We start from the raw sequence: 14,559 nt of genomic DNA on the forward strand, positions 1-14,559 counted from the left end.
CATAGTCATGTTTGTTAAAAAATGTCTTAAATACAATTAGTTTAAACAACTTCAAATAAAAAAAGAAAAAAGGCGTAACCATTCATACGCTTGCCTTTCTTCAGGTTACCGCCAAGTGACCTCGTACATAACAAGCAACGAATGGTTCACGCCTTATGGCGCGAACCTTCAAACTGCTTATCCTCATGTACGGAATATTGGCGGTATTCGAAGAAAGAGAACAAGAGCTAAAAGCTCAATATATCTCACCCTCATGGGTGGCAAAATGTTATGGAATGGTGACGCGTCAGGTTATTTAATGTGTTAAAATTAAATAGTTTGCGAGTTTATGAAGATAGGCTTTCCCTGCCGTAGCACTCGCCATGAACACGCCGTATGCCTTGCATCGGCTGTCCTTTCATATGCGTCTCATTCTCTTTTATGTCTGTTTCTTAAACAATTAATTTAAAGGGTTATACATTCAATTAACTCTATTCTGCAAGCCATGCTACATGGCTACTCGTTGCAAAGATAGTGCAAGGCGAACGCAATAAAGTTCACTTTAATTGCTGAGCCGAAGCCTATCTTATGCAAAAGTAGTGCAAAGCGAACGCAATAAAGTTTACTTTAATTGCTGAGCCGAAGCCTAACTTATGCAAAGATAGTGAAAATCTACAATATACGCAAATATTATGCCTGATTTTGTAGATGGCACTGACAATGCAAACTAATTTTGCGGACTAACTTGCCTACATTTTCCCATTATAAAACTCCATGAATGCGACTGTGCAATACTCATGGTCGGCTGCGGAACCGGTCTCACGCACACTGTGCATGGCAAGCACAGGATTGCCCATATCCACACCACGGAGAGGGAGAGAGGATGCGAGAATGTTGCCCAAGGTTGAGCCTCCGGCGACATCACTGTGGTTAACAAACCGCTGGCAAGGCACACCGGCGTGCTCACATATCTGCTGGAACACGGCTGCAGAGACGGCATCGCTGGCATATTTCTGTGAGGCATTGAACTTGATGACAGGTCCTCCGCCAAGCACAGGGTGGTTTGTAGGGTCGTATTTCTCAGAGTAGTTTGGATGCCATGCGTGTGCATTGTCTGCACTAATCATAAACGCGTGCTCCACAGCACGGTACATATCCTCTGCTGTTCCTCCCTGAGCGGAGACAAGACGCTCAATGAGCGACATGAGGAACGGACTGCCTGCCCCCTGCTTTGTCTGCGAACCGGTCTCCTCATTGTCAAAGACGGCAAGGACTTTCGTCACTTCCGGCACTGTGTCGCAAGAACTTACCAAGGCTTCCATACCGGCATGAACCATGGAAAGGTCGTCAAGACGCCCTGCAGAAATCAGTTCATTGTGCATGCCGAAGAGACATGCCGGAGTGGTATCGTAAAGATAAAGGTCAAAATCAAGGATGTCTGTCGGCTCAACCATTGGCGCGCCGTCCCGACGTGTGGCGTTAAGTTCGTCGCAGACAGCCTTCATAAGCATGCCGTCACGCTCCAGTTCGTCATTGACAAATCCCATTATCGGGAGCATATCCTTCTGTTTTGACAGCTTCACACCGTCATTCACCAGCCGATTGAAGTGTATGGCGAGATTGGAAATCTGCAGAAGCGGACGCTTGATGTGCAAAAGGCGTGTCTCAGGACTAAGAGGGTTTGATGTGCGAAGTATCACCCTGCCGGCAAGAGACAGCGGACGATCAAACCAAGTTGACATTATAGCACCACCGTAAAGTTCGGTGTTCAGTTTCACCATTCCTCCCTCGCAACGAATCTCGGCATTAGGCTTTATGCGGAATGTAGGGGAATCGCTGTGCGCACATATCATCCTGAAGCCCGCATCACCTATGTTTTGGCTTCCGATATGGAATGCGAAGACAGCGGAATCATTCTTTGTCACATACAGTTTGTCACCAGGTTTGACAGCCGGCATACGGTCTTTGGCATCCACACGGATGTAACCGCTCTTGTCAAGCGTGTCGCAAACATTCTTAACTGCAAGGAAATTAACCGGAGAAGCGTCAAGAAACGCCAAGAGTTTTTCTGTGTACATAGTGTTATTTTTTTTGTTATCAAAGTTCTGTCCTTTAAGGGCTTTAAAAACATTTGAGGGCTTTAAGAACCCTAAAATCTTTAGAGTCCTTAAAGCCCTCAAGCTCATTACTGCATGACGTACTGCAGAGCGTAAAGGTATATAACACTTGCCGGAATGGCAAGAAGAGATGAATCAAAGCGGTCAAGCATTCCTCCATGTCCTGGAAGGATATTGCCGGAATCCTTAATGCCTATCGTGCGCTTGATAAGTGATTCCACCAAGTCGCCCCATGTGCCGAAAACCGCGACTACAACGCCAAGGCCTATCCATTTTGCAATATGTGATGACAGTGGCATAGGGTCAACGTATGAGGACGGGATATAAGAGAAATAGCCAATGAGAGCTGCCACTATAATCACGAATATTCCACCTCCAATACTGCCTTCCCATGATTTTGCCGGAGAGATGCGTGGGAACAGCTTGTGCTTTCCTAACAGCGAACCGGAACAATAGGCACCGGTGTCGTTTACCCACAAGAAGACAAACACGCTCAATGGCAGAAGATACTGGTACTCAACGTATCCGTCAACGTTCTGAAACGCAAGGATATTGATTGTGGAGAACGGCAATGCGATGTACATCTGTCCCATCATCGTGTACGCCCAGTCAGCCAACGGATTGGGATTGCCTGTGTACAGTTCGCTGACAAGCAGATAAATGATTGTCAGAAGATAAGGTATGAACACCTCAGCCGTAGACATTCCGCTGACGAAAGCGGAAGTTGCAAGAAAGAGGCACACACCTGCTGCGGTGGAGATGAAACGGTTGACGGAGACATTCTCCACATTGTCATTGACAAGCCCTGTATATTCCCATATAGACATTCCCGTTATCAGGGTAAACAGGAACACCATCGATGTCGGCTTTAGAAAGCAAGTGACAAGGGCGGCTACAAAGAACACGCCCGTTATTGCCCTCACTATCAGATTTTTCTGTTTTTCAGTCATAGCATTAAGGTTATTATACGCATCACGCGTCTTTTGGAGTTGTGTCTGTAATCACATCATCAGCCTGTGGGTTGCCTTCAGGAACAGAAACAGAAATGTCAGCTGTTTTTGTCTCATCGTCAGAAGAGAGCAGTTCCTCTGAGCGTGAAGCCCATTGGCGTTTGCCAAAGATGCGCTCAACATCCTCTGCAAAGATGACCTCTCTGTCTATCAGCAACTGTGCCAATGCGTTATGCCCCTCACTATATTTCTCCAGCAGTTTCTTTGCACGGACATACTGCTCACTAATCATCTTCTGCACCTCCTCGTCTATAAGTCGTGCGGTAGTGTCAGAATATGGTTTTGTAAATGAATACTGATCCTGATTATAGTAGCAAAGATTAGGCAAAGCGTCACTCATACCTGCATACGCTACCATAGAGTAAGCCGCCTTTGTGGAACGCTCAAGGTCATTCATTGCACCAGTAGAGATTCTTCCGAGGAACACATCTTCTGCTGCACGACCGCCGAGAAGTGCACAGATTTCGTCCAGCATAGCCTCCTTTGTCGTTATCTGACGCTCCTCAGGAAGATACCATGCAGCACCGAGAGCCCTTCCGCGCGGTACGATTGTCACCTTGACAAGCGGATTGGCATACTGACAGAACCAACTGATTGTGGCATGACCAGCCTCATGATATGCAATGGCTTTCTTTTCATCCGCAGTCATTACTTTGGTCTTTTTCTCCAGACCACCAATGATACGGTCGACAGCAGCAAGGAAGTCCTGCTGTGTGACAGCCTTCTTGTCGGCACGGGCGGCTATCAGTGCAGCCTCATTGCAGACATTTGCAATGTCCGCACCGGAGAATCCCGGTGTCTGACGGGCAAGAAGCTCTATGTCAAGGTCTTTGTCTATCTTGACAGGACGCAAATGAACCTTGAAGATTGCCTTACGCTCATTGAGGTCAGGCAGTTCGACATGAATCTCACGGTCAAAGCGTCCGGCACGCAAAAGTGCCTTATCAAGCATGTCGACACGGTTTGTTGCTGCAAGAATAATCACACCGGAGTTTGTTCCGAAGCCATCCATCTCAGTCAGAAGGGCATTAAGAGTGTTCTCGCGCTCGTCATTTCCTCCCATTCCCGGATGATTGGAACGTGCACGACCGACAGCATCAATCTCATCGATGAAGATGATGCTTGGCGCTTTTGCCTTTGCCTTGTTGAACAAATCGCGCACTCTGGATGCACCAACACCCACGAACATCTCCACAAAGTCAGAACCTGACATTGAGAAGAAAGGCACTCCTGCCTCTCCGGCAACAGCCTTGGCAAGGAGAGTCTTACCTGTTCCCGGAGGACCTACAAGCAATGCGCCCTTAGGAATCTTGCCTCCGAGGTCGGTGTATTTCTTAGGGTTCTTCAGGAACTCAACTATTTCTTGCACCTCCTGCTTGGCACCCTCCTGACCTGCAACATCCTTGAATGTTATGTCATGAGAATTATCCTTTCCGTACTCCTGTGCCTTGCTCTTGCCTACATTGAAGATACTGCTTCCGCCGGCAGAGCCACCCCCACCGAAACCGCCACTCATGCGGCGGATGATGAATATCCATATCGCAATGAAGAATATCGTCGGAGCAAGTGAAAGGAGGATGTCAAGGAAGCCATTGTGGCTAACCTCATATTCAAGGTTTCCGTTGAAATGCTTCTGTGCCTGCTGAGCGTCAAGGAATTTCTCCACCTGGTCAACAGAACCGAAATTCACATTAACATAGGGATTGACACCCACCTGCTTGGCACCGGTGTGGAACACCTGACGGACATGCTCCGCCTTAACATACATCTTGAGGGAAGACTCACTCTTGTTTACAACAACCTTGGAGGCATATCCATGACTAACAAACTGCTTGAAGTCACTGTATGATGCTTCCGTGGAAGACTGTTTTCCTATATTTCCACCACCGGTGAAAAAGAAATAGGCAAGTATTACGATTATTATCGCATAAAGCCAATTCAGATTAAATCGTGGCATTTTCGGACCCTTTGGCATGTTGTCCGGTCCGAAGCCTCCTACTGGTGATTTTGCCATAGTCGAACTTTGTCCGAAATATTTTTTACTTTTTGAATTATATAATTATGTATTGCTTTGGTAAAAGCCATGAAACATACACAACTTCATGGCACTGCATAAACAAGCAACCTTGGGTCAGTCCACGTCAGGAATGACTTCCGACGGAGCATCTGACCACAAATGCTCCAAATCGTAATGCTCGCGTGTCTCAGGGACAAATATGTGAACCATGATGTCAACATAGTCCATTGCCACCCAAACACAGTTTTCAAGACCGGCAGTCTTTATCGGCTTTTCTTTTAGGTCCACACGCATCTTCTCCTCTATATTGTCGGAGATTGCCTCAACCTGTGACGGAGAGCCACCTTCACAGACAACAAATGCTTTTGTTATGCAACCATCAATATCCGAAAGGTCTATCACTGTTATTCCACGACCTTTTTTATCCTGTATGGTCTCTACAACTTTGTTGACTAATGTCTTTATTTCTTCTGTCATGATTATCTTATTTATAATTATGTGATTTCTTAGGTTGCAAAGGTACACTATTTCTATTGAATAAGCATCGTAGAGGCTCTTTTTTTGTGTTTTTTTATGTAATACAAAGGAAAAACACATGTTTTTCAAAAAAAAACAGCAAAAAGTTTGGTGGTTTCAAAAAAACTCCGTACCTTTGCACTCGCAATTGAGAAACACAGTTGCAGTGCTAAGAGAAGCACATCAAAATTGGGGTATGGTGTAATGGTAACACTGCAGATTCTGGTCCTGCCTTTTCTGGTTCGAGTCCGGATACCCCAACGAAGAAAAGCCGAGGTTCTTTTGAATCTCGGCTTTTTCTGTTTACGCATCTACACATACTTCGCACAACACTTCTAACCAGCGAAACCAAGAACCGGCAGGCATTCCCCACACTACCTCTCTTCCATCCGGACAAACAAAAAAAAAGATGCTTAAAACCAAACTGTTTGCGGTTTTAAGCATCTTTTCTGGTGATCCGCTTGGGGCTCGAACCCAAGACCCCAACATTAAAAGTGTTGTGCTCTACCAACTGAGCTAGCGGATCTCCGTTTCTACTTTGTTTTCAAAAGCGAGTGCAAAGGTACTCATAAAAAATGAAATGAGAAAATATTTGAAGACAAAATGCATTTTTGTTAGATAATATTAACAAAAAGGACAGAAACAGACAAAATACGATACTATTACATGCTGTAAAGAACAGTAAACAGAAATGGGGTCCGATAGCAGGTGTTTATGCCGCTTTCGGAACCCATTTCTATCATATCTAAGTTATCAACAATATTAATTATGTCTTCAGGAATTTTACAGAACCTTCTTGTAAAGCTCGACAATCTCGGCTTCTGTCACATCACGTGGGTTGCCAGGAGTGCAGACGTCAGTGATTGCCTGTGCTGCAAGTGCAGGAATGTCTTCCTCCTTGATTCCGAGTTCTGTGAGAGTCTGAGGTATTCCTACACGTATAGAAAGAGCCTTGACAGCATCCACGGCAGCCTTAGCAGCCTCTTCAGGTGTCATTCCGTCTGTGTTTACGCCCATTGTCTTTGCTATGATGCCGAACTTCTCGATGCACTTAGGCATGTTGAACTCCATGATTGTAGGAAGGAGAAGTGCATTGGCAACACCGTGAGGTATGTCGTGGAGTGAGCCCATAGGGTGAGCCATGCCATGGACAAGTCCGAGACCGACATTAGAGAAAGCCTGTGCTGCAATGTACTGTGCAAGTGCCATTCCCTCACGGCCGACAGGATTTGTTGGCTCATCGACAGCGATAGGAAGGTTTTCGGCAATCATCTTGATAGCCTGAAGCTCATACATGTCAGACATTACCCATGCGCCTTTTGTGATATAGCCTTCAATAGCATGTGTGAGAGCGTCCATGCCTGTTGCTGCTGTAAGTCCCTTTGGAAGAGAATACATCAGTTCCGGGTCAACGATAGCCACGGCAGGGATGTCGTTAGGGTCTACACATACCATTTTAGCCTGACGCTCCTCATCAATGATGACATAGTTGATTGTCACCTCCGCACCTGTACCTGCAGTAGTAGGGAGTGCGATGATTGGCACGCTCTTTTTCTTTGTTGGAGCGCAGCCTTCGAGGCTTACGATGTCTGAGAATTCCGGGTTATTGGCAACAATGCCGATACCCTTTGCTGTGTCCATGGAAGAACCGCCACCAATAGCGATGATACAGTCCGCTCCGGAAGCCTTGAATGCCTCAACACCCTGCTTTACGTTTGTAACAGTAGGGTTAGGCTTGATTTCAGAGTAAATTTCATAAGGGAAATTCACATCATCAAGCACCTCTGTCACTTTTGCTGTTGTACCGACCTTGATAAGCCCTTTGTCAGAACAGACAAGGGCTTTTTTCAGTCCCATGCGGTTAAGTACTTCCGGGAGTTCCTTGCGACATCCCGCACCGAAATATGATACTTCGTTAAGAATGAATCTTTGTGCCATAAATGTTTTTTGTTAGTTTGATTTTTATTTAATGTTGGAGTTTTTGTCGAGGTTGCCTGTACTGTCAATATTGCCAATACTATTGGTACAGTCTGTTTCCATATTATTGCCACCGGACACATACCGTTTCCAATATGTCAGGAGTATCGTTGTCAACGGCAAAGCTATTATGAGCCCTATGAATCCAAGCAGAGAGCCCCATACTGACAATGACAGAAGCAGTATGGCAGGGTTCATTCCCATAGCCTTCCCCATTATCCTCGGAGTGACAATCATGTCTATTATTATCTGCACTATTGCGAATATTGCAACGGCAGAAGCGAAAATCACCCAAAAGTTCTGTCCGGTGTCGGCAGCCTTCATCAGGGCAAGGAATGCTGTCGGGATAAGCGCAAAGGTGTGCAGATATGGCACAAGGTCAAGTATACCTATAAGGATGCCGAGACCTATAGCCATCGGAAAGCCGATAATAGTGAATCCGATGCAGAAAAGGATGCCCATTATAAGTGCCACAAGTGATTGTCCGCGGACATAGCTGTTCATCGCTACAGAAACATCGCGTATGAGCGACTGCACGAAAGGACGGTTGTTTGCAGGAAACATATTCACGCATGCGTCCGTAAGTTTCTCATAATCAAGAAGTATGAAAAACATATAGAGCAATGTGATACATGAGCCCACGAAACTCTTTATGAATGTGAATGTCTCTGTCACGACATCAATCACCCCCGGAGCCGTATGCTTCACAATATCACTGAAATTCTTAGAGAGGAAGAAATTGTCAATCTCTGCACGGTAAGTCACGAACAACTCATTCAGTGCCTCCGGAATACTGTCAATATGCGCATGCCGGTGAATGTAGTTTGTAGCTATCTCTCCAAGTCTCTGAAACTGTTCTACCATTGGAGGAATGATGGCAAGAGTCACTCCCGTCAGTACCACGGCAACGATAATGACCGTTATTATTATTGCCAATGCGCGGATGCGTATCCGCATGACGCGCTCCACAAAGGTGACAATGGGAAACAGCAGATATGCCAATCCCCATGCCACGAAGAACGGGAGCAGCACACTACTGAGATAGTTGACAATAAGGAACACAGCCACAACAGCAATAGCTGTCATCACCCAGCGGATAAAGCGGTCAAATGTTATTTCGCTTTGAATCATTTTATGTCGGATGTTTCTGAGGTTTTATGTTAATCAGTAACTATTGTAAATAACTTTCAACAGTTACTTAATCGCGTATTCTCACGGCATTAGTGGCAATGTCATATACGTCACTTGTGCTATTTCACTTGTATGACAAGGTATTTGCTTGTCGACCAGAAAAGCTCCGGATTGGTTATGCGCAGGACATATTGCTTTGATGCATCCGGCTGCAGTGTGTATGATGTTGACGGATGTGAGGTAAGGAGCTTTGCAGACTTTGAGTAGAGTTTGATTTCTTTGTCCACGCGCACATCTATTTTCGTGAAGTAGTTCTTGTTGAAATTAGCGCGAAGCACCTTGCCTTTCTCAAGTATACGGTTCTCTGCAAGCTCTTTCTTTGTTCCGAACACATACCACGCTGTGTTCAGTTGCTTGTCCTGATTGGATATGGTTACTGACTTGGTTGCAGACTCATTCTTCAGTTCTTCAACATCATTGTTGAGCGAGGAGACAGTCATGTCAAGCACCTCTATCCGCAAATCCTTTGCGTGGAGCTCTGTGCGGAGAGTCTCAAGCTGCTTGTTCTTCTCCTCGAGTTGTGCCGTGAGGTTCTCTATTGTCTTCTTCAACTGCTCGGCGGCAATGCTTCCTTCGCGTGCTTGCTTCTGGAGTTTTGCAATCAGTTCGCGGTTGTGCTGCATCTGCTGCGCAATGAACTCTATGTCAGAACGTATCTGCTCCTTGCGGCTTGTAGCCTCGCCGTCCTTTATGACAGTAACACGGTCTTCAGCGATGCTTATCTGGCGGAATCCCTCCTGAATCTCATTCAGGGTTCCAAGCATATCGTTTATCTCATTGTTTTTCTGTTCTATCACACGCTGCAGGGAATCTCTTGACTCCGTGTTGTCAGACTGTTGCTTCTGTGTGTTCTCGCATGCTGTAAAGCACATAAGGCAGAATGCCAGGTATATGATTTTCTTCATAGCTGTATTTGTTTTTATTAGTCGTTGGTAGTCTCTGTGTTTTTATGCCTGTCCTTGTTGTTCTTTGACTTTACAGGCTCTACGCCTGCCAATATTATCACAATCTCACCTTTTGGAGGTGTTGCTGCGAAATGGGCGATGACTTCCACCAAAGAGCCACGCACGGACTCTTCATGAATCTTGCTTATCTCGCGGCAGACACTTACCTGACGGTTCTCTCCGTAGAATTCCGCAAACTGCTGCAATGTTTTCAGCAGGCGGTAAGGCGATTCGTAGAATATCATTGTGCGCTCTTCCCTGCCGAGCTGCTCAAGCCGTGTCTGCCTTCCTTTTTTCTGCGGCAGAAACCCTTCGAAGCAGAACTTGTCACACGGCAGTCCGGAACTGACCAATGCCGGCACGAAAGCCGTTGCTCCCGGCAGCGTCTGCACCTCTATCCCTGCTGCGACAGCCTCGCGGACGAGGAAGAATCCCGGGTCGGAGATGCCCGGAGTGCCAGCATCTGTGACAAGGCATATTGTCTGTCCGGCCTTCAGGCGTTCCACAATGGAGGCAGATGTGCCGTGCTCATTGAACTTATGGTGTGCAAGAAGAGGTTTGTGTATGTCATAGTGTTTCAGGAGAATACCCGATGTGCGGGTGTCCTCGGCAAGGATTACATCAGCCTCTTTCAGCAAACGCACTGCGCGGAATGTCATATCCTCCAAATTTCCCACAGGTGTGGGGACAAGATAAAGTGTTCCCATAACTGTGTACAAAAATACTCCTAAATTCCGATATAAGCAATAAAAAGCGTATATTTCTTTGGAATTTTAAATTTTCTTTGTAATTTTGCGTTGAATTTTATCCTACACTTTTGTTGCCATGGCAGCCAAGGACAAAGTGCCAATAGCTTGCATGGCTTAATACACATAATTATTATATAACAAACAGGTCAATGACTAATAGCATACAAGGTGAGCTGCGTCGTCATGGGCGCATAGAGGTCGTTTGCGGTTCAATGTTTTCCGGAAAGACAGAGGAGCTTATACGCCGCATGAAGCGTGCGAAATTTGCAAAGCAAAAAGTGGAAATCTTCAAACCGGCAATAGACACCCGCTACAGTGAAGCCGACGTCGTAAGCCACGACAACACCACCATCACTTCCACTCCGGTTGAGTCGTCAGGGTCTATACTGCTGCTTACGAGTGACATTGATGTCGTGGGCATTGACGAGGCTCAGTTCTTTGACGACGGGCTTGTGGATGTTTGCAACGAGCTTGCCAACAGAGGAGTGAGGGTCATCTGTGCCGGTCTTGACATGGATTTCAAGGGAGTTCCCTTCGGACCCATGCCGGCTCTTATGGCTGTTGCTGACGATGTGACGAAGGTGCATGCCATCTGCGTGCACTGCGGCTCACTCGCCTATGTAAGCCACCGCATAGTGGAGGGAGACAAACGCGTGCTTCTTGGTGAGACAGGTGAGTATGAGCCGTTGTGCAGGAAGTGCTATGAGAAAGCAAAGCAACGTATGACAGGGAAATGATTTGGAGATATTTTCCGTTTGTTATGTTGCTTGAAAGAGCACAAACGCCCGGAGTGACATAATTTATCACACCACCCACCACACTACACAATATAACACACTGAAACACAACACGATACACACCATAAAACAAAAGGTAACGACTCACATAACGAATCGTTACCTTTTACAGTGTCAAGTGTTACCTTTCATCAGTCAAAAGGTCACACTTTGGTTTGTTGATATATATAATGCCCTCTTTGGTTCAATATTTCAGGCTAAATGAGAGGCATTCCTGCCTCTGTACATTCGCGACGCATTTCATCGGGCCATATTGACGCCTGTATCTCGCCTATGTGTGCCTTATGGAGCATCAGCATACAGAGACGGCTCTGCCCTATTCCCCCTCCGACACTAAGCGGCAATCTGCCATCAAGCAGCAGATTATGGAAATACAGCCCTTTCCTGTCTTCCTTTCCCTCTGCCTCCAGTTGGCGCAACAGTGCAGCCTTGTCCACGCGGATGCCCATTGACGACAGTTCGACAGCATGGTCAAGGACCGGATACCAAATGAGTATGTCACCGTTCAAGCCTATTGTGCCATTTTCTGCCACTGTCGACCAGTCGTCGTAATCAGGAGCACGGCCATCATGCTTCTCGCCGTTGGAAAGTTTTCCGCCGATTCCTATTATGAACACTGCACCATACTCCTTTGTCACCTTGTCCTCACGCTCTTTGGGTGAAAGCTCCGGATACATACGCAAAAGCTCTTCAGCATGGACGAAGTGTATTTTCTCCGGAAGGAATGGCTTAAGCTGAGGGTACCATTCGCAGGCAAGATACTCCGTGCGACGTATTGCACCGTAGATGCGCTCCACAACCTCGCGAAGGTATGCCTGTGTACGCTGCCCCTCATTGATGACAGCCTCCCAGTCCCATTGGTCGACATAGAGCGAATGCAGGTTGTCCAGTTCTTCGTCAGCACGTATCGCGTTCATGTCTGTATATATTCCGTACCCGGGAGCGATATTGTCCTCCGCAAGTTTCATGCGTTTCCACTTGGCAAGGGAATGCACCACCTCTGCCTTTGCATCGCCAAGCTCTTTGACAGGGAATGTCACAGCACGCTCAACGCCATTCAAATCGTCATTGATGCCCAACCCCTTTAACACAAAAAGTGGTGCTGTGACACGGCGCAGGCGCAACTCTGTGCTGAGGTTCTGCTGGAAAAACTCCTTTATGAGCTTTATGCCCTGCTCTGTCTGTACCGTGTCCAAAAGAGCCTTGTACCCTGAAGGCTTAATCAATTTACTCATTACCTATTATGTTTTGAATATTTCATTCTTTTGGTGCAAAGTTATAAATAATATTTTATATTTACAACTTTTTGTCAATAAAAATTACTATTCCACATCACATTTGTAAAAATCCTTGGATTTCACTTTCATTTTGCATACAACAAAGAAGGTTAATAAACTATAAAATAACATTCTAAAAGATGACAAAAACACAGAATTTCAAGAAAAAGCATTAATTTTGCAATGATGATGGCCTGGTAGCTTAGTTGAATAGAGCGCAGGATTCCGGTTCCTGAGGTCCTGGGTTTGAGTCCCAGCCGGGTCACTCCACTTATATATTATGTTTGACTTTCATACGAAGTCAAATTACATAATGTCACGAATTATTGGTGGCAAAATTTGGAAAATCAAAAAAAATATGCTACTTTTGCAATCCGAATTATGGAAAAAGCAAAAGTAGCATATCTTGTAAAACATGGGTTTGAAGAGTTCTGCCCAAAGGTCGCACTGTTCGATATGGACGGTGTGCTTTACGATTCCATGCCCAATCATGCCAAGGCATGGCGTGAGTCCATGGCAAGTTACGGTCTTGAAATGAGTGAGGAGGAAGCCTATGCCTTTGAGGGCATGCGTGGCTTCGAGACTATCAAGATTGTAGCAGGAAAGCAATGGAACAGGGAAATCTCCGATGAGGAGTCCGTGGAGATGTACCGCGTGAAGTCCGACTGCTATTCTGCATGCCCCACAGCCCCCATGATGAGAGGCACTTATGAGCTTCAGCAGGAGATGCGCCGCCTTGGTCTGGACATTGGAGTTGTAACAGGCAGTGGGCAGATATCACTGCTTGAGCGTGTCAAGGCTGACTACAAAGGACTTGTGAATACAGAGGTTTTTGTTACAGCCCTGAACATAAAAAAAGGGAAGCCTGCCCCAGACCCTTATTTGAAAGGCATGCAACTTGCCGGAACAAAGCCGTGGGAGACGATTGTTGTCGAGAATGCACCGCTTGGAGTTCGGGCAGGCGTAGCAGCAGGAGCATTTACCATAGCGGTAAATACAGGTCCTTTGCCGGACGAAATGCTTCTGGATGAAGGGGCTGACTTGCTTTTCCATTCCATGGATGAGTTCCGCAATGAATTGCGTGGAATACTCACTCCGTGCAGGAACTCATGAAAACGATGATTCCGGACCATGGGAAATACCCATGCGTGTGGATAACAATAAATGTCTAACCTTAAAATCAAAAGATTATGACACCTCACAACGGTGCCCAAATGGGCGATTTCGCCAAGACAGTGCTTATGCCTGGCGATCCACTCAGGTCAAAATTCATTGCAGAGGAATTCCTCGAGAACCCTCGTCTTGTAAATGAAGTGCGCAATATTCTCGGCTACACAGGCACATACAAAGGGATTCCTGTGTCTGTCATGGCTTCAGGTATGGGCATGCCTTCGATAGGCATATATTCGTATGAGCTTTACCAATACTATGGCGTAGAGAACATTGTACGCATCGGCTCTGCAGGTTCTTATGTTGAAAGGTTGAATGTCCGTGACGTTGTCCTTGCCGAAAGCGCTTACAGTGACTCGACTTTCGCGCTGAAGACAAGTGGTGCGACGGAGAAAACAATGTATCCGAGCGAAGAACTGAATGCCATAATCATGAGCAAGGCTGACGAGCTTGGCATAAACTGCAAGAAGGCAGTGGTACATTCAAGCGACGCTTTCTACACTACTCCAAACGTCGGCGGTTGGCAGGACATTCGCGAGCAGACCGGTACGGAGTGTGTGGAGATGGAGAGTTTCGCACTCTTCCATAATGCCAACATGCTGAATAAGCGCGCTGCATGCATACTAACGATTTCCGATTCTTTCTGCACAAATGAGGTTCTCTCGGCAGAAGACCGTCAGAATTCTTTCCGCGAGATGATGCGGCTTGCACTGGAATCTGCAATAGCATTCTGAACAAACTGTCCATATTTATAATATCATAAAGACAGAACAAGTCGGCAGATAGATTTTGTAGGATATTGTAATGACAGTATC

The 14,559-nt window shown here is 46.2% G+C and carries 12 protein-coding genes and 3 tRNA genes; 5 read left to right on the forward strand and 10 right to left on the reverse strand.

Annotated features, from left to right (window positions below; all coding sequences use genetic code 11):
- Positions 1-728: 728 nt before the first annotated feature.
- The 4 genes from E5358_RS05985 to rsfS form a co-directional block, all read right to left on the reverse strand.
- The gene (locus E5358_RS05985) at positions 729-2,057 is read right to left on the reverse strand and encodes a M18 family aminopeptidase (RefSeq protein ID WP_135939332.1); all 1,329 of its coding nucleotides are present in this window, start codon (positions 2,055-2,057) and stop codon (positions 729-731) included.
- Positions 2,058-2,164: 107 nt separating this feature from the next.
- Entirely contained in the window at positions 2,165-3,046 is an 882-nt protein-coding gene (locus E5358_RS05990; protein WP_135939333.1) for a phosphatidate cytidylyltransferase, read from the reverse strand.
- Between the two features lie 22 nt (positions 3,047-3,068).
- Positions 3,069-5,120: an ATP-dependent zinc metalloprotease FtsH gene (gene ftsH, locus E5358_RS05995; protein WP_277821181.1), complete on the reverse strand. Its 2,052-nt coding sequence runs from the start codon at positions 5,118-5,120 to the stop codon at positions 3,069-3,071.
- Between the two features lie 117 nt (positions 5,121-5,237).
- Positions 5,238-5,600 (reverse strand): ribosome silencing factor, encoded by a 363-nt coding sequence (rsfS, locus tag E5358_RS06000; RefSeq protein ID WP_135939334.1) that lies wholly within the window; start codon positions 5,598-5,600, stop codon positions 5,238-5,240.
- A 229-nt stretch (positions 5,601-5,829) separates the two neighbouring features.
- Between rsfS and E5358_RS06005 the strand changes: the two genes are divergently transcribed.
- Positions 5,830-5,900: transfer RNA gene (locus E5358_RS06005), tRNA-Gln, on the forward strand.
- 189 nt (positions 5,901-6,089) lie between these two features.
- Here the strand turns inward: E5358_RS06005 and E5358_RS06010 are convergent.
- The 5 genes from E5358_RS06010 to rsmI all read right to left on the reverse strand — a co-directional run bounded on the left by E5358_RS06010 (position 6,090) and on the right by rsmI (position 10,458).
- Positions 6,090-6,165: transfer RNA gene (locus tag E5358_RS06010), tRNA-Lys, on the reverse strand.
- A gap of 257 nt (positions 6,166-6,422) precedes the next feature.
- Positions 6,423-7,577 carry a lactaldehyde reductase gene (fucO, locus tag E5358_RS06015; protein ID WP_135939335.1) on the reverse strand — a complete coding sequence of 385 codons (1,155 nt, stop codon included), beginning with the start codon at positions 7,575-7,577 and terminating at the stop codon, positions 6,423-6,425.
- Positions 7,578-7,601: 24 nt separating this feature from the next.
- Positions 7,602-8,744: an AI-2E family transporter gene (locus E5358_RS06020; RefSeq protein ID WP_135939429.1), complete on the reverse strand. Its 1,143-nt coding sequence runs from the start codon at positions 8,742-8,744 to the stop codon at positions 7,602-7,604.
- Positions 8,745-8,866: 122 nt separating this feature from the next.
- Entirely contained in the window at positions 8,867-9,712 is an 846-nt protein-coding gene (locus tag E5358_RS06025; protein WP_135939336.1) for a Cbp1 family collagen-binding glycoprotein adhesin, read from the reverse strand.
- A gap of 17 nt (positions 9,713-9,729) precedes the next feature.
- On the reverse strand, positions 9,730-10,458 hold the full coding sequence (gene rsmI / locus E5358_RS06030) for a 16S rRNA (cytidine(1402)-2'-O)-methyltransferase (protein WP_135939337.1): 729 nt from the start codon (positions 10,456-10,458) through the stop codon (positions 9,730-9,732).
- Between the two features lie 191 nt (positions 10,459-10,649).
- Between rsmI and E5358_RS06035 the strand changes: the two genes are divergently transcribed.
- The gene (locus tag E5358_RS06035) at positions 10,650-11,237 is read left to right on the forward strand and encodes a thymidine kinase (protein WP_135939338.1); all 588 of its coding nucleotides are present in this window, start codon (positions 10,650-10,652) and stop codon (positions 11,235-11,237) included.
- A 257-nt stretch (positions 11,238-11,494) separates the two neighbouring features.
- Here the strand turns inward: E5358_RS06035 and asnA are convergent, their stop codons facing one another.
- Positions 11,495-12,532 carry an aspartate--ammonia ligase gene (asnA, locus tag E5358_RS06040; protein WP_135939339.1) on the reverse strand — a complete coding sequence of 346 codons (1,038 nt, stop codon included), beginning with the start codon at positions 12,530-12,532 and terminating at the stop codon, positions 11,495-11,497.
- A 233-nt stretch (positions 12,533-12,765) separates the two neighbouring features.
- On the opposite strand from asnA, the gene E5358_RS06045 reads away from it, so the two are divergent.
- From E5358_RS06045 to deoD, 3 genes are all read left to right on the forward strand, one after another.
- Positions 12,766-12,839 (forward strand) — tRNA-Arg (locus E5358_RS06045).
- A 116-nt stretch (positions 12,840-12,955) separates the two neighbouring features.
- Positions 12,956-13,687, forward strand: coding sequence for an inorganic diphosphatase (locus tag E5358_RS06050; RefSeq protein ID WP_135939340.1), 732 nt, complete (start codon positions 12,956-12,958; stop codon positions 13,685-13,687).
- Between the two features lie 77 nt (positions 13,688-13,764).
- Complete coding sequence (gene deoD, locus E5358_RS06055) at positions 13,765-14,478, forward strand: purine-nucleoside phosphorylase (RefSeq protein ID WP_277821182.1); 714 nt, start codon at positions 13,765-13,767, stop codon at positions 14,476-14,478.
- The last annotated feature ends 81 nt before the right edge of the window (positions 14,479-14,559 follow it).

The organism is Palleniella muris (assembly GCF_004792655.1).
In the GTDB taxonomy this organism is placed as follows: domain Bacteria; phylum Bacteroidota; class Bacteroidia; order Bacteroidales; family Bacteroidaceae; genus Prevotella; species Prevotella muris_A.